At 65.8% G+C, this 14,801-nt stretch carries 16 protein-coding genes; 4 read left to right on the top strand and 12 right to left on the bottom strand.

The features are described from left to right. Window positions 1-57 precede the first annotated feature (57 nt). Window positions 58-915, top strand: a complete 858-nt coding sequence (locus tag VH569_RS25460; protein ID WP_423318962.1) for a cell envelope integrity EipB family protein — start codon at window positions 58-60, stop codon at window positions 913-915. A gap of 163 nt (window positions 916-1,078) precedes the next feature. Next, window positions 1,079-1,306 (top strand): hypothetical protein, encoded by a 228-nt coding sequence (locus VH569_RS25455; RefSeq protein WP_109449252.1) that lies wholly within the window; start codon window positions 1,079-1,081, stop codon window positions 1,304-1,306. Window positions 1,307-1,379: 73 nt separating this feature from the next. Here the strand turns inward: VH569_RS25455 and VH569_RS25450 are convergent, their stop codons facing one another. Together VH569_RS25450 and VH569_RS25445 are read right to left on the bottom strand one after the other, a co-directional pair. After that, the gene (locus VH569_RS25450) at window positions 1,380-2,699 is read right to left on the bottom strand and encodes a replication-associated recombination protein A (protein WP_377809107.1); all 1,320 of its coding nucleotides are present in this window, start codon (window positions 2,697-2,699) and stop codon (window positions 1,380-1,382) included. A 10-nt stretch (window positions 2,700-2,709) separates the two neighbouring features. Further along, entirely contained in the window at window positions 2,710-3,075 is a 366-nt protein-coding gene (locus tag VH569_RS25445) for a hypothetical protein (protein ID WP_146255487.1), read from the bottom strand. Between the two features lie 124 nt (window positions 3,076-3,199). Here VH569_RS25445 and VH569_RS25440 point away from each other — a divergent pair, with 124 nt between their 5' ends. Beyond that, the gene (locus VH569_RS25440) at window positions 3,200-3,472 is read left to right on the top strand and encodes a hypothetical protein (protein ID WP_109049823.1); all 273 of its coding nucleotides are present in this window, start codon (window positions 3,200-3,202) and stop codon (window positions 3,470-3,472) included. Between the two features lie 67 nt (window positions 3,473-3,539). Here VH569_RS25440 and VH569_RS25435 read toward each other — a convergent pair whose 3' ends face one another. From VH569_RS25435 to VH569_RS25395, 9 genes are all read right to left on the bottom strand, one after another. Then, window positions 3,540-4,118: a YqaA family protein gene (locus VH569_RS25435; RefSeq protein ID WP_423318959.1), complete on the bottom strand. Its 579-nt coding sequence runs from the start codon at window positions 4,116-4,118 to the stop codon at window positions 3,540-3,542. A gap of 151 nt (window positions 4,119-4,269) precedes the next feature. Continuing rightward, complete coding sequence (gene rplQ, locus VH569_RS25430; protein WP_109049822.1) at window positions 4,270-4,698, bottom strand: 50S ribosomal protein L17; 429 nt, start codon at window positions 4,696-4,698, stop codon at window positions 4,270-4,272. Window positions 4,699-4,859: 161 nt separating this feature from the next. Next, window positions 4,860-5,876 carry a DNA-directed RNA polymerase subunit alpha gene (locus VH569_RS25425; RefSeq protein ID WP_098739536.1) on the bottom strand — a complete coding sequence of 339 codons (1,017 nt, stop codon included), beginning with the start codon at window positions 5,874-5,876 and terminating at the stop codon, window positions 4,860-4,862. A gap of 135 nt (window positions 5,877-6,011) precedes the next feature. Next, window positions 6,012-6,410, bottom strand: a complete 399-nt coding sequence (gene rpsK, locus VH569_RS25420) for a 30S ribosomal protein S11 (RefSeq protein WP_012974490.1) — start codon at window positions 6,408-6,410, stop codon at window positions 6,012-6,014. 15 nt (window positions 6,411-6,425) lie between these two features. Beyond that, window positions 6,426-6,794 carry a 30S ribosomal protein S13 gene (gene rpsM / locus VH569_RS25415; RefSeq protein ID WP_012974491.1) on the bottom strand — a complete coding sequence of 123 codons (369 nt, stop codon included), beginning with the start codon at window positions 6,792-6,794 and terminating at the stop codon, window positions 6,426-6,428. Between the two features lie 283 nt (window positions 6,795-7,077). Continuing rightward, entirely contained in the window at window positions 7,078-7,554 is a 477-nt protein-coding gene (locus VH569_RS25410) for a tetratricopeptide repeat protein (protein WP_377809104.1), read from the bottom strand. Between the two features lie 362 nt (window positions 7,555-7,916). Then, window positions 7,917-10,058, bottom strand: a complete 2,142-nt coding sequence (gene fusA / locus VH569_RS25405) for an elongation factor G (protein ID WP_423318955.1) — start codon at window positions 10,056-10,058, stop codon at window positions 7,917-7,919. Between the two features lie 229 nt (window positions 10,059-10,287). After that, the gene (locus VH569_RS25400) at window positions 10,288-10,635 is read right to left on the bottom strand and encodes a RidA family protein (RefSeq protein ID WP_063634880.1); all 348 of its coding nucleotides are present in this window, start codon (window positions 10,633-10,635) and stop codon (window positions 10,288-10,290) included. 100 nt (window positions 10,636-10,735) lie between these two features. Continuing rightward, entirely contained in the window at window positions 10,736-11,485 is a 750-nt protein-coding gene (locus tag VH569_RS25395; RefSeq protein WP_423318952.1) for a trypsin-like serine peptidase, read from the bottom strand. Between the two features lie 114 nt (window positions 11,486-11,599). On the opposite strand from VH569_RS25395, the gene VH569_RS25390 reads away from it, so the two are divergent. Further along, window positions 11,600-13,852 carry a DNA topoisomerase gene (locus VH569_RS25390; protein WP_423318950.1) on the top strand — a complete coding sequence of 751 codons (2,253 nt, stop codon included), beginning with the start codon at window positions 11,600-11,602 and terminating at the stop codon, window positions 13,850-13,852. A 352-nt stretch (window positions 13,853-14,204) separates the two neighbouring features. Here the strand turns inward: VH569_RS25390 and VH569_RS25385 are convergent, their stop codons facing one another. Beyond that, entirely contained in the window at window positions 14,205-14,519 is a 315-nt protein-coding gene (locus VH569_RS25385) for a hypothetical protein (RefSeq protein ID WP_423318948.1), read from the bottom strand. Between the last annotated feature and the right edge of the window lie 282 nt (window positions 14,520-14,801).

Raw genomic sequence — 14,801 nt, 5'->3', positions numbered from 1 at the left:
CCGCGGCAAAAACACCCATACTCCACCAAGAGCCGTCAATCACCTGTGGATCCCGTCTTGCTCGACCGTCTCTCTGCCCTTCCGGCAACCGTTGGTGCGGTCTTCGCAGCCGCCGTTTCCGCTGGTGCGCTTCTCGCGGCCTCCCCTGTCCTGGCTCAGCCGGCCGCAACCTCGCTGGCGGCGGTGGCGGCCAAGATCCAGCCCCACCGGGCGATCTACGCCATGTCGCTGGGGTCGGCGCGCAACGGCTCGAAGGTCAGCGACGTCCGCGGCCGCATGATGTTCGAATGGGCCGACGCCTGCGACGGCTGGACGACGGAGCAGCGCTTCCAGCTGCGCTTCGTCTACAGCGAGGGCGAGGACATGGCGATGAACACCAACTACACGACGTGGGAGGCGAAGAACGGTCTGCGCTACCGCTTCAACGTCCGCAAGCTGGTGAACGGCGAGGTCGACGAGGAGGTGCGCGGCGAGGCGAACCTGAGCGAAGGCGGCGCCGGCAGCGCCCAGTTCACCAAACCCGATCCGCAGGAGATGGAGTTGCCGGCCGGCACCATGTTCCCGACCGCCCACACGCTGGCGATCCTGGATCATGCCGAACGCAAGGAGCCCTTCTTCACCCGCACCATCTTCGACGGCTCCGACGCGGAGGGCCCGACCGAAGTGTCGACCGTCGTTGGCAAGCCCGGTGCGCCGAAGGATTCGGCCAAGGATCCGCTGCTGAAGGTGGGCAAGGCCTGGCCGGTCCGCATGGCCTTCTTCCCGGTGCAGAGCGATTCGGCCCAACCGGAATATGAGATGAGCCTGCATCTGCTGGAAAACGGCATCGCCGAGTCCATGCAGATCGACTATGGCGATTTCACCGTCAACGCCGTGCTGGAAAAGATCGAGGCCCTGCCGAAATCGGGCTGCTGATAAGCGGGCAGGCCGTGACATTTCACCGTGCGGTTACCGGCCTGTGGGATATTCGACGGTTTCCCTGTTGATCGCGACATGTTGCTGCGCTTAACTGTCGGTTGAGTTTTGCGCAACAGGCCGGCTCCCCCATGGGTGACCGGCCGTCCGAGGGTTTTCCGTCATGAGCAAGAAGCATGTCCAGATCGGGCAGGTCTTCCAACCGGTCGGCAGCGCCGCCGGCCGCGGTTGGCGGGTGACGGCAACGGTCAACCTGCTGGGCATCCCCCACGCCCGCGTCGTCAGCACCGAGGACGAGGGCGTCTCGAAGACCCTGAGCTGTTCGGTCCTCGCTGACACCAGCCATTACCGCCTGATCGCCTCGGCCCCGGCCGATGGGATGGCGGCGTAAAAGCCATTTGTTTTCGGGCAAACCATTCGCCCTGTCCCGCGCGTCGGCGTAGGACGGGGCGAAATTGCTTTCCCTATTCCTCTCCGCGCCGCTCGCGCAGCTTGGCCCAATAGTCCAGCCGCTTGCGCAGATCGCGTTCGAAACCGCGCTCCACCGGTTGATAGAACTCGCGCCGCGCCATGCCGTCGGGGAAATAATTCTGGCCGGAGAAGCCCTCCGCCGTGTCGTGATCGTACTCGTATCCCTTGCCGTAGCCGATGGTCTTCATCAGTTTGGTCGGCGCGTTCAGGATATGCTTTGGCGGCATCAGCGAGCCGGTCTCCTTCGCCGCCCGCACCGACGCCTTGTAGGCGGTATAGCCGGCGTTCGACTTCGGCGCCGTCCCCAGATAGATGACCAGCTGTGCCAGGGCCAGTTCGCCCTCCGGGCTGCCCAGCCGTTCATAGGCCTCCCACGCGGCAACCGCCTGGGTCAGCGCGTTGGGGTCGGCCAGCCCGATATCCTCCACCGCGAAGCGAGTCAAACGCCGCGCGATGTAGCGCGGGTCCTCGCCGCCGTCCAGCATGCGGCTGTACCAGTAGAGGGCAGCATCGGTGTCGGAGCCGCGCAGCGACTTGTGCAGGGCGCTGATGAGGTTGTAATGCCCTTCCTGCGACTTGTCGTAAAGCGGGGCGCGGCGCTGGATGGTGGCGGCGAGCGCATTGGTGTCGAGAATCGTCTCACCCGGAAGCGCGAACAACTCCTCGCACAGGTTCAAGCAGAAACGGCCGTCGCCATCGGCCATTGCCTTCACCGCGGCACGCGCATCGGCGTCCAGCGGCAGCGGCCGACCCATCTCCGCCTCGGCCCGCGACAGCAGCTTTTCCAGCGCAGTGTCGTCCAGCCGGTTGAGCACGAACACCTGCGCCCGCGACAGCAAGGCGGCGTTCAGTTCGAAGGACGGATTCTCGGTGGTGGCGCCGACCAGCGTGACGGTGCCGTCCTCGACGAAGGGCAGGAAGCCATCCTGCTGGGACCGGTTGAAGCGGTGGATCTCGTCGATGAACAACAGCGTCCCCTGCCCCGCCACCCGGCGGGCGCGCGCGGCGTCGAAGACCTTGCGCAGGTCGGCGACACCGGAGAACACCGCCGATAGCGGTTCGAAATGCAGGTCGGTGCTGTGGGCCAGCAGGCGGGCGATGGTGGTCTTGCCGCAGCCGGGCGGCCCCCACAGGATCATGGAGGCCAGCCGCCGCGCCGCGACCATGCGGCCCAGCGGGCCGTCGGGCTTCAGCAGATGGTCCTGCCCGACGACCTCGTCCAGCGTGCGCGGGCGCAGCCGGTCGGCGAGCGGACGGGGAGCCGCCGCAGAGAACAGCCCGGCATCCCCGCCTGACTCGCCGCGCTTTGCCATAACCGCCGCCTCAGCGCACCGAGGTGCAGCGCTGGTAGCACTGCTTCAGCTGGTAGCTGCAATTGTCGGTCGGGCTGAAGGGGGTCGAGTCGGTGCGGTCGATGCCGCCCTGGTTGCGGGCCGCGACCGAGTCCATGCAGGAATTGTGGCTGCGCTCGCACTGGGCCTGGCAGGACGCGCCGGCACCGGTGCCCCCGTCGATCCGCAGCGACTGGTCGTCGGCGCCGGCGCGCGGGGTGGACGGTCCCGGGACCACGGTAACGGTGGGGGCCGGGCCGGCGGCGGGGCGCGAGGCCGGATCGGCGCAGGCCGACAGACCGAGCAGAGCCACGGCCACGAGCGGGGCAACGAGACGGACCGGACGGAACATAGCCACGACGGCTCCTATTGTTCTTGTTGTGGGACTGGCCTTTGGCATGACGGAATGCCACACCCCTCTGGACCATCCCCCATTCGATCCCCACTATGCCGATAACCGTAGCAAGAAGGGAATGACTGAAATGACACCGGAATCGGACGGCAGATCGACACGCAACCCGCCGCGCCACCGGTCCTTGCGGCTGCTGCTTGCGCTGCTCGTCCTCGGCCTCGTCATGCTTGCCTCGCGCGTGCTGGCACTGCCCAACATCGGCATGGGCGAGATGATCGTGCCGCTGCTGGGCGGTCTGTTCGTGGCGGTCGCCATCGTGCTGATCGTGCGCCGCGACCGCGCCGACCGCGACGCCCTGCCCCCATCCCGGCGCGACCGCCAGGACCAGGGCATGCCGGACTGAATAGTGGGAACCGTGTGATCCACGCTTCGGGCATTTTTCCGCCCGAAGCGATCGCACTCCAGAGCGTTCAGACGAACTTGAAGCTGAGGAGGCCGCCGACCACCACGACCAGCAGGACGGTGGCCACCAGCATCAGGCGCTTTTCGATGATGTGCTGAACCTGTGGGCCGTAGAAGTGCAGCAGGATGGCGATCATGTAGAAGCGGGAAAAGCGCGCGACGATGGAACAGAGGATGAAGACCGTCAGGTCGAGATGGGCGAAGCCGGCGGTGATCGTCAGCAGTTTGTAGGGGATCGGCGTCACCCCCTTCAGGATCAGGAACCAGGGGCCGAACTCGGAGAACATCCCCTGGAAATGCTGGAACGACTCCTGCGCGTTGTAGAAGTCGATGATCATCCGCCCGACGCTCTCGAACAGATAGAAGCCCAGCGCATAGCCCAGCATTCCGCCGAGCAGCGACGCGAAGGCGCAGATGTTGGTGTAGAACCACAGCCTCTTCGGCTTCTCCAGACACATCGGCACCAGCATCACGTCAGGCGGCAATGGAAAGAAGGAGCTTTCGGCGAAGGAGATCGCCGACATCCACCAGACGGCATCGTCGCGGGCGGACAGGCGCTGGAGGCGGGTGTAAAGAGAACGCAACATTTGACCGGCCACAAATGAGAAAACCCTTCCTCCGGTGAACCGGAGGAAGGGCCTAATATATCACCGATATCGGCGATCCCGTCCTGTGCGATACGGGCCCCTGGGACCCGATGCCGCACAGGGCGTGAGACCGGCGCGATTGCCGGTCATGTTACTCGGCGGTCTCGCCTTCGGCCTCGGCGACGTCCTGCGTCGGGCCGGAGTTCTGACCCTTGGCCGAAACGTCACGCTCGACCAGCTCGAACACCGCCATGTCGGCGGCGTCGCCGTAGCGGAAGCCGGCCTTCAGGACGCGGCTGTAGCCACCCTGACGGTCCTTGTAGCGGTCGGCCAGGACGGTGAACAGCTTGGTCACCGTCTCGTTGTCGCGCAGCTGGGCGAAAGCCAGACGACGGTTGGCCAGGCCACCCTTCTTACCGAGCGTGATCAGCTTGTCGACGATCGGACGCAGGTCCTTCGCCTTCGGCAGGGTGGTGGTGATCTGCTCGTGCTTGATCACCGCGTTCGCCATGTTCGAGAACATGGCCTTGCGGTGGCTGCTGGTCTTGCTGAACTTACGTCCCGAAACGCCGTGACGCATGGCGGTCCTCCTTCATGGCATGGCCCCCCTCGGGGAGCCGATCGTGAACCCCGCCGCCCAGTCGTAATGCTGGTACGGCAGCCGGGTCGGGCCGTGGCGGCCCTGGGGAATGCGCCCCTCCCGCCCGGAGACGGAAGGGGCGCGGCAAAATGCTGAGATGCTTAGTACGGCTCTTCCAGACGCTTGGCCAGCTCTTCGATGTTCTCCGGCGGCCAGTTCGGGATTTCCATACCGAGGTGCAGGCCCATCTGGGACAGCACTTCCTTGATCTCGTTCAGCGACTTGCGGCCGAAGTTCGGGGTACGGAGCATTTCCGCCTCCGTCTTCTGCACCAGGTCGCCGATGTAGACGATGTTGTCGTTCTTGAGGCAGTTGGCCGAACGGACCGACAGTTCCAGCTCGTCCACCTTGCGGAGCAGGTTCTTGTTGAACGGAACCTCCTCGTGCTTCTCCTCGGAGACGGCGTGCGTCGGCTCCTCGAAGTTGATGAACAGCTGCAACTGGTCCTGCAGGATGCGGGCGGCAAGAGCCACCGCGTCGTCCGGCTTGACCGAACCGTTGGTCTCCACCGTCATCGACAGGCGGTCATAGTCGGTGACCTGCCCGACGCGGGCATTGTCGACCTTGTAGGACACCTTGCGGACCGGGGAGAACAGGGCGTCGATCGGAATCAGACCGATGGGCGCGTCTTCCGGACGGTTCTGGCTGGCCGGGACGTAGCCCTTACCGGTCTCGACCGTCAGTTCCATGTTCAGCCGCGCGCCGTTGTCCAGCGTGCAGATGATCAGTTCCGGATCCATGACCTGGATGTCGGGACCGGTCTCGATCATGCCGGCCTTGACCTCGCCCGGGCCTTCGGCACGCAGGCGCATGCGCTTCGGGCCGTCGCCGCCCATGCGCAGACCCATCGTCTTGATGTTCAGGACGATATCGGTCACGTCCTCGCGGACGCCGGGGATGGACGAGAACTCGTGCAGCACGCCGTCGATGTGGATCGACGTGACGGCGGCACCCTGCAGCGAGGAGAGCAGGATGCGGCGCAGCGCGTTGCCCAGCGTCAGACCGAAGCCGCGTTCCAGCGGCTCGGCGACCACGGTCGCAAAGCGGTCGGCGTCGTCACCGGGCTGGATGTCCAGCTTGCTCGGCTTAATCAGTTCCTGCCAGTTCTTCTGAAGCACGGATCGACCTCAAGATGCCATCGGGTGAACACGAACCCGCGGGGCCCGAGCCATTCCCATGCTGAGGGGGCCGCGATGGCTGCGGCCCCCTGTCCCGGAATGGCTGGTCCCCGCGGGTGCGGAAACAAAGCTGAATCAGACGCGGCGCTTCTTCGGCGGACGAACGCCGTTGTGCGGGATCGGCGTGACGTCGCGGATCGACGTGATCTGGAAGCCGATCGACTGCAGGGCGCGGAGAGCGGACTCACGCCCCGAACCCGGACCCTTCACTTCGACTTCCAGGGTCTTCATGCCGTGTTCCTGAGCCTTGCGGCCAGCGTCCTCGGCAGCGACCTGGGCGGCGTAGGGCGTCGACTTGCGCGAACCCTTGAAGCCCATGGTGCCCGACGACGACCAGGCAATGGTGTTGCCCTGTGCGTCGGTGATGGTGATCATCGTGTTGTTGAACGAGGCGTTCACGTGAGCGACGCCGGCGGTGATGTTCTTGCGCTCGCGACGACGCAGGCGCTGAGAAGCGGCGGAGGGCTTGGCCATTTTGCGTTCGTCCTCTTACTTCTTCTTGCCGGCGATCGGCTTGGCCGGACCCTTGCGGGTGCGGGCGTTCGTGTGGGTGCGCTGGCCGCGGACCGGCAGGCCCTTGCGGTGACGCAGGCCGCGGTAGCAGCCCAGGTCCATCAGACGCTTGATGTTCATCGCGACTTCACGACGAAGATCGCCCTCGACGCGGTAGTCGGCGTCGATGGTCTCGCGGATCTTCAGGACTTCGTCGTCCGTCAGCTCGTTCACGCGACGCTCGGCCGGGATTTCCAGCTTCGCGCAGATTTCCTTGGCCTTGAAAGGGCCGATGCCATGGATGTAGGTCAACCCAATCTCCACGCGCTTCTGCGCGGGGATGTTGACGCCAGCAATACGCGCCACGCTACTCTCCTCAGTCTCGATATCTCAACGGCAGCCCGTCGGGCCGCCTACACACCGAGCAAATCCCGCCCGACACAAGACCGGGACCGGGAACGCACAATGTTACCCGCCACCCACGCAGGGCAGCGAGAGGGTGCGACTATAGGAAAACCCTGGAACTTGTCAAGGCCGATTACCGGAAGCGCTCCGGCCGCCGGTCATTCGGCGGGAATCAGAACCCGAACAACGATCGGGACAGGCTGCAACAAGGCCAGGACAGCGAACGAAAGATCCGGCATGACCGTTACAGATCGGTTCCCGCCCGGCGATTGCGGATCGCGTCAGCCTGCGCCCGAACCCGCGCCAGATGCGGATTGATCTTCAGCGCCGCGTCGAAGGCACGCAAAGCAGGCCTCTCGTCGCCCAAAGCCAGATAGACCAACCCCAACTCCACCAGCGCTCCGAAATGGCGGGGCTCCAGCGACAGCGCGTGATGCAGATCCAACATGGCGCCGCGGTAGTCGCCCAGCATGTAGTGGGTGGCGGCGCGCTTGTTCCAACCTTCCGCATAGGACGGATCGCGGGCGACCACGGCGTCGAAGGCGTGCAGGGCCGAATCGTAGTCGTCGCCGTTCAGGCTGTTCACCCCGGCGCGCATGTCGCGCACCATCACCGGGTCGGGATGATCGAGCCAGAAGTCCCAGATATGCTCCTCCACCGATTCGGCATATGTCGCGTCGGTGGTGGTGTTCAAAGCCTGGAAAAGACTGTCCAGACGCATGTTCCCCTGCCCTGCCCCGGCCGGCACCCCGAGGGTCAGCGTCAAAAGCACAGTCAAGGAAAAGAAGCGTCGAATCGTCATGCTCCAAATTTGGGCACGGATTCGCCGAACTGCCAACTATTTTTTGGTTGCAAAACGATAATGAATTGGTCATTGGCCGCCGTCCCGGTGCCTTAGGCCGCCGACCTATGTCCCGTATGCCATCGGTGCAGACGACGGATCCGCCTGGAACGGAAGGCCTTATGCCCCTGTTTCCATCCTCCGTCCCTTGAAACGGCGAACGGCCGGCGGATCGCTCCGCCGGCCGTCTGCTTTACCGGATGTCTCCCGATTGCCAGCTCCGAAAAGTCGGAGCCAGGCGATCAGGCGGCCTTGTTGCGGCCGGCCACGATTTCATCGGTGACGTTGCGCGGCACCGGCTCGTAGTGGCTGAACTCCATCGTGTAGGACGCACGGCCCGAGGTCATGCCGCGCAGTTGGCCGATGTAGCCGAACATTTCGTTCAGCGGGACATTGGCCTCGACGGCGATGTTCGAACCACGCTCCAGCTGGCCCAGGACGGTGCCGCGACGACGGTTCACGTCGCCGATGACGTCGCCCAGGTAATCGTCGGGGGTGACGATCTCGACCTTCATGACCGGCTCGAGCAGGATCGGACCGGCCTTCGGCAAAGCCTCGCGGAAGCAGGCCTTGGCGGCGATTTCGAACGTCAGGGCGTTCGAGTCGACGTCGTGGTACTTGCCGTCCACTAGGCGGGCGCTGAAGTCCACAGTCGGGTAGCCGGCGAGGACGCCGTCTTCCTTCTGCATCTCCAGGCCCTTCTTGACCGACGGAACGTATTCGCGCGGAACCGTGCCGCCGACCGTCTCGTCGAGGAACTCGAAGCCCTCGCCCCGCTCGCGCGGCGCGAAGACGATCTTCACCTCGGCGAACTGGCCCGAACCACCGGTCTGCTTCTTGTGGGTGTAGGTGTATTCGACAGGCTTGGTGATCGTCTCGCGGTAGGCGACCTGGGGCTTGCCCATGTTGCCTTCCACGCCGAACTCCGTGCGCATGCGGTCGAGCGTCACTTCCAGGTGCAGCTCGCCCATGCCGCGCAGGATGGTCTGGCCGGTTTCACGGTCGGTCTCCAGGCGGAGCGACGGATCGGCGCGGACCATCTTGCCGAGCGCGATCGAGAACTTCTCCTGCTCGCCCTTGGTCTTCGGCTCGACCGAGACGCTGATGACGGGGTCGGGAAAGCGCATGCGCTCCAGGATCACCGGCGCGGAGGAGTCGCACAGCGTGTCACCGGTCTCGGTCTCCTGCAGGGAGACGAGCGCGATGATGTCGCCGGCGCGGGCTTCCTCGATCGGGTTGGCGTCCTTCGCGTACATCTCGACCATGCGGCCGATCTTCTCGCGCTTGCCGCGGGTCGAGTTCAGGATCGACATGCCCTTGGTCAGCACGCCCGAATAGACGCGGACGAAGGTCATCGAGCCGTAGGTGTCGTTCAGCACCTTGAAGGCCAGCGCCGAGAAGGGCGCGTCGTCGGAGCTGAGACGCTCGCCGTTCGGGTTGCCGTCCTCGTCCACCGTCTTGATCGCCTCGACGTCGGTCGGGGCCGGCAGCAGATCGACGACCGCGTCCAGAACCTGGCAGACGCCCTTGTTCTTGTAGGACGAGCCGCAGAGCACCGGCGTGAAGGCGCTGGTGATGGTGCCCTTGCGCAGGCAGGCGCGCAGCACGTCAGGCGACGGATCCTCACCCGACTCCAGGTAGGCTTCCATCGCCGCGTCGTCCTGCTCGAGCGCGGTGTCGACCAGCTCGGCGCGGAGCGCCGGGATGCTGGCGATGTTGTCCAGGTCTTCCTTGACGGTCAGGTTGAGCTTCTGGGCGAGATCGTCGGTGATCTCCCAGATCTCCCACTTGGCGTCCTTGTCGTCCGAGAACCAGACATACGCCTTCATCTCGACCAGATCGACCATGCCGCGGAAGTTGTCTTCCGAGCCGAGCGGGACCTGGATGCAGACCGGGCGGGCGTTCAGGCGCGCCTTGATCATGCTGACGCAACGCTGGAAGTTCGCGCCCGAACGGTCCATCTTATTGACGTAGCAGATACGCGGCACGTTGTAGTTGTCGGCCAGACGCCAGTTGGTCTCCGACTGCGGCTCCACGCCGGCGACGCCGTCGAACACCACGACCGCGCCGTCGAGCACGCGCAGCGAACGGTTCACCTCAATGGTGAAGTCGACGTGGCCCGGGGTGTCGATGACGTTGATCTTCTTTTCGCGCCAGAAGGTCGAAACCGCGGCCGACTGGATGGTGATGCCGCGCTTCTGCTCCTGCTCCATGTAGTCGGTCGTCGTCGACGTCTTCAGATCCTTCGTCTCGTGGACGTCGATGATCGTGTGCTTGCGACCGGTGTAGTACAGAATGCGCTCGGTGGTCGTCGTCTTGCCCGCGTCGACGTGGGCGATGATGCCGATGTTCCGAATGTCAGACAGTGGCGTTTGGCGCGGCATGTTGCGGTTCCATTGCAGTAACGCGACAACCGAAGCGCGACCGTCAGGGGTCGTCCGCTTCGGCGGCAGAGGTTGGTCGGGGTTTTACGGGCGATCTGTTAAGGCGTCATTAACATTCCGTAAACCGACAAGCAATTTGTCGGAATATTGAAGCGCGCGGCCCTCACAGCGTTCGGGCCACGCCGGCACACCCCAACCGAGGCTGCCGGGTCGCCCCGTTTCCGCCGCCTTATTTAGCAGCGGTGACCTGAATTTCAACGAGATACTGGGGTGCGGCCAGCTTGGCTTCCACCGTGGCGCGGGCCGGCGGATTGGCCGGATCGACCCAGGCGTCCCAGGCCTTGTTCATCGCGCCGAAACTGGCGATGTCGGCCAGATAGATGGTGGTCGACAGCAGCTTGCTCTTGTCGCTGCCCGCTTCCGCCAGCAGGGCGTCGATCTGGGCCAGGATCTGGATGGTCTGACGTTCGACGTCGGGCGTCGGCTCGTCGGCGACCTGACCGGCGAGATAGACCGTGTCCTTGTGGACGACCATCTGGCTCATGCGCGGTCCGGTGTGGAAGCGCTGGATCGACATGACGGAAAGACTCCGGGTTCCGGGGAGGGGGCTGAAATAGATGCGGGTACGTCTATGCCATTCGGGGCCGCGCGCGAAGAAAAAAATGCGCATCCGCCGCTCAGGGCTGACCCGCGGCGGTATCCTTCGCCAAAAGTGCGGCGAAATGCGCGGACGGGACCGCAAAATTGCGAACGGCCGGTGCGTTTCCGGCGGCGACGCCGACTCCGGCGACCGCCCACCCCCCTCCGCTCGCCCCACCATTCGCCCCGATGCCATTAACCCCGCCGCCGCCCACCGTCCGCACCAGCAGCGGCCCGCCGCTGGTCCCGCGCGTGGCGTCGCAGTCGTGCACAAGAAGCCCGCCGCTTTCCCCCAGCAGACGGCAGGCGCTGTCGGCCATCAGGATCTGCGCCCGGTCCTGGCTGTAGCCGCCGAGCATCAACGGCGTGCCGGGCCGCAGCGGCGCCACGCTGACGGGGAGCGGCGGCACCTGATCCGGCGCCGGCTCCGCCAGGGTCAGAACCGCCCAGTCGCCGCCGAGCATGGGCGTCGCCGCCGCGGGGTCGTAAGTGGGGTCGGTCACCACCCGCGCCACCGTGACATGGCGGGTGAACTCGCCGCGGTCATAGCCGAACAGGACATGCAGCGACGATGCCTGGAGGAAGCGCCGGGTGCGCGGATTGAACAGGCAATGACCGGCGGTCACCACCGTGCGCCGGCCGACCAGCGCCCCGGTGCAGCGTCCGGCCAGATTGGTCTGCACCCGCACCACGCTGCGCCAGGGATCGGCGGCCGCGTCGACCGGCGCACGCCGGTCATCCGGGCCAACACCGGGCAGCAGCGGCCGCTCCGCATGGGCCGCGGGCACGCCGGCCAGTATCGTCAGGCCGGCCAAGGCTGCGGCAACAGCACCGTGGCGAAATCCACGCCGGCCACGCGCATGTTCTTGCTCCGTTTCCTTCAATCCCGTATCCTCCGGCGCATGGCGACGCTGATCATCACCGAGAAATCCAGCCAGGCGAAGGACCTGCGCGCGGCCCTGGGCGACCGCTACGGCCGCATCCTGCCGGCCGAGGGCCATCTGCTGCGGCTTGCCGAGCCTGACGAGGTCGATCCCGCCTGGAAGCGCTGGTCGCCGACCCTGCTGAAACCGGACGGTCTTTATCCGACCCGCCCCGACCAGGGCGGCAACAAGGCGGCGAAGCTGCAGGCGATCACCGCCGCGCTGCGCGGCTGCGACGAGGTGATCCTCGCCACCGACTGCGACCGCGAGGGCCAGCTGATCGGCCAGGAAATCCTGGAGCATGTCGGCTATCGCGGCAAGGTGCGGCGCGCGCTTTTCACAGCCCAGGACCCCAAGACCCTGCGCGACGCCTTCGCCACGCTGAAGCCGAACGACAGCATGCGGCCGCTCTACGAGGCCGCGGTGGCGCGCCAGCAGGCCGACCAGATCTACAACCTGTCGCTGACCCGCACGGCGACCAAGACCCTGCTGGCCCCCGGCACCCGCGGCGTCATCGGCATCGGCCGGGTGAAGACCCCGACTCTGGCCATCGTCTGCCTGCGCGAGCTGGAGATCCGCAACTTCAAGCCGGAGGATTATTTCGAGGTGGTGGCGACCGCCGCCGTGGCGGAGGGCAGCTTCCAGATGCGCCATGCCCCGGCGCCGAAGGACCGCATCAAGGACCGTGCCGCTGCCGAGGCCATCGCGCGTGCCGCCGACAACCACCGCGGCCCGCTGACCGTGACGGTGGAGGAGAAGCGGCAGGCGCCGCCCAAGCTGTACGACCTGCCGTCGCTGCAAAAGACCTGCGGCCAGCGCTGGGGCTGGACCGCCGATCGCACGCTGGCGGTGGCGCAGGAGCTGTATGACGGCGAAGGCAAGAAGCTCATCACCTATCCGCGCGCCGAGGCGCGATACTTGTCGGAGAACCAGATCGCCGATGCGCCGGCCATCGTCGGGGCGCTGACCCGGCTGCGCGGCTTCGCGCATCTGGACATTTCCCGGCCGGTGATCCGCAAGGGCAAGTCCGGCCATTTCTGCGACAAGGCGCTGGAAGGCGTGTCGCACCATGCGGTGATCCCCAACGTCAATGTGCTGGACGATCTGGAATCGCGGCTCTTCCGGCTGACCGATGACGAGAAGCGGCTGTTCGCGCTGATCTGCCGGTCGTACCTTGCAGCGGTGATGCCGGATTACGAGTATCGCCAGACCAGCGTGACCATGCCGGTCCCGGTGCCGACGCCCGGAGGTACCAAGCCGGTCGCCTTCCGCGCCGTCGGCCGCATCCCGTTGAAGCTGGGCTGGAAGGCCGCCTTCGGCTCGGCTGAATCCGATGGCAAGCCGGAGGAGGAGACCGAGCAGACCCTGCCGCCGCTGACCGACGGCGAACCGGCGAACCTGAGCGATCCCAAGGTGGAGGCCAAGCGCACCCAGGCGCCGCCACGCTACAACGAAGGCACGCTGGTCGATGCCATGCAGAACGCCTGGAGGTTCGTCGAGGACCCGGCCCTGCGCGACCGGCTGAAGGAGGCCAAGGGCATCGGCACCCCGGCCACCCGCGCTGAGGTGATCAAGGGTCTGCGCAAGCAGAACCTGCTGGGGGCGGACGGCAAATGGCTGGTGCCGACCCCGGCCGGCCTGCATCTGTTCGAGACCCTGCGCGCCGCCGCCCCGACCCTGGTCGATCCCGGCACCACCGCACTGTGGGAAATGAAGCTGGACGAGGTGGTGACCGGCAGTGCCGATTTCCGCCGCGTGATCGATGCCATCGCCAGCGAGGCCGACCGGCTGATCGGTGCGCTGGTCGGACAACGCGGCACCGCGCTCGACCTCGGCCTGCCTGCCCCCAAGGCGCGATTCGCCCGCCGGGGCACGACCGCAAGGGGGAAAACAGCCCGCGGCGCTCCAGCGGCACCCGGTGACGCGGCGAAGCCGGTGCGCCGGCGAACGCGCAAAGCCACGGTTTCCACCGATGGAGAAGCCACGGCGCCGAAGCCGCGGCGCACCCGCAAGGCAAAGGCCGATGGCAGTGCCCCGCCGGCTGCCGCCGTTGCGGAAAGCACTCCGGTTGCCGATGTGCCCAGTTCCGATGCACGGCGTCGGCGCGAACCGACCGAGCGCATGATCGCCTTCGCCCGCAGTCTCGCCGAACGCAAGGGCATCGCCCTGCCCGACCCGTGCCTGCGCGATTTCGACCAATGCCGCAGTTTCCTGGATCAGCACGCCGGCTGACACCCTTTCGATGGCCACGTCAACGGTTGAGCCATTGCCTGGATTGACGCGTTTTCGGCGATAGTCGGACGGACCGCCGAGAACAGGTCGGGCTTCCGCTTCGCCAAGCTGGCCCCCTATGCGCAATATCCCGGCGACTGGATGATGCCGCGGTGATCCCCTCCAGCACCGAACCGCCCCCCCACTCCCAAGAAGGCGCCCTTCATCAACACCGGCCGCCACTTCCTGCGGCAGCACCAGTTCCTCTACGACGCCAAGCAAGGCTATGTCGGCATGAAGGACCAGCCGCCCCCCTGCGGCGAACGGCAACCGTAACAAGGGGCGCCCACCCGGCGCATTCGCAACGCGGAGGTTATCGCGGGATCTTATGGCCGCGGCTCCATACGACAGCCTCCCACGCGCGCCCAAGTTCGAATTGCCCAGGCCGGCCGCGCTCCAGCACACCGCCGATGCGCAGACGGCGCACCATGAAAGAAGAGCTGTCGACGAGCCGGGCATCGGCGGTTACGACCGCCGCAGCCACTCCCATCCGCTCCAGCGACGCCGCAATCGTCGCCTGAGCCCGGTTGCCCATCGAAAGCGCCTGCAGACTTGGCACGGACGAGTCGTCGACATCGTACAGGGAACGCCGAACCGGCACCCAGATCTGCGCGTTCCAGTCGCGCATTCAGCCCGATGTGATACCGGTCATACGGAACACCGTCGTAGTAGCGGCGAAATTGGAGGCTCCGTTCTCTCGCCCGCGCCATCTTTGCGTAAGCGAGGTGTGCTTCCGGGTCGGCAAGGATGGCCGGCTCGGTGATCCGGCCGCGCTGGACGCCGACTTGAAAAATATCGTCGAACGTGATGACCGTGGACCAGTCGTGCTGGCGATGCAGCTCCCGAGCTTCTGAATTCGCGAACATGACGGCGTCCCGTTAATAAATCGGGATCGCTCCCCGCACATCGG

Origin of the sequence: Azospirillum sp. 11R-A (assembly GCF_049472615.1) — a bacterium.
Lineage (GTDB): Bacteria > Pseudomonadota > Alphaproteobacteria > Azospirillales > Azospirillaceae > Azospirillum > Azospirillum palustre.
This window is presented reverse-complemented; position numbering and strand designations above follow the sequence as displayed.

What these genes read in the sequence shown, in the direction of transcription:
- VH569_RS25450 (WP_377809107.1), bottom strand. Translation starts at nt 2,699, where the DNA reads ATGGCAAAGCGCGGCGAGTCAGGCGGGGATGCCGGGCTGTTCTCTGCG.
- rpsK (WP_012974490.1), bottom strand. Translation starts at nt 6,410, where the DNA reads ATGGCCAAGCCCTCCGCCGCTTCTCAGCGCCTGCGTCGTCGCGAGCGC.
- fusA (WP_423318955.1), bottom strand. Translation starts at nt 10,058, where the DNA reads ATGCCGCGCCAAACGCCACTGTCTGACATTCGGAACATCGGCATCATC.
- VH569_RS25440 (WP_109049823.1), top strand. Translation starts at nt 3,200, where the DNA reads ATGACACCGGAATCGGACGGCAGATCGACACGCAACCCGCCGCGCCAC.
- VH569_RS25410 (WP_377809104.1), bottom strand. Translation starts at nt 7,554, where the DNA reads ATGCGTCTGGACAGTCTTTTCCAGGCTTTGAACACCACCACCGACGCG.
- VH569_RS25455 (WP_109449252.1), top strand. Translation starts at nt 1,079, where the DNA reads ATGAGCAAGAAGCATGTCCAGATCGGGCAGGTCTTCCAACCGGTCGGC.
- rplQ (WP_109049822.1), bottom strand. Translation starts at nt 4,698, where the DNA reads ATGCGTCACGGCGTTTCGGGACGTAAGTTCAGCAAGACCAGCAGCCAC.
- VH569_RS25385 (WP_423318948.1), bottom strand. Translation starts at nt 14,519, where the DNA reads ATGCGCGACTGGAACGCGCAGATCTGGGTGCCGGTTCGGCGTTCCCTG.
- VH569_RS25435 (WP_423318959.1), bottom strand. Translation starts at nt 4,118, where the DNA reads ATGTTGCGTTCTCTTTACACCCGCCTCCAGCGCCTGTCCGCCCGCGAC.
- VH569_RS25400 (WP_063634880.1), bottom strand. Translation starts at nt 10,635, where the DNA reads ATGTCGATCCAGCGCTTCCACACCGGACCGCGCATGAGCCAGATGGTC.
- VH569_RS25390 (WP_423318950.1), top strand. Translation starts at nt 11,600, where the DNA reads ATGGCGACGCTGATCATCACCGAGAAATCCAGCCAGGCGAAGGACCTG.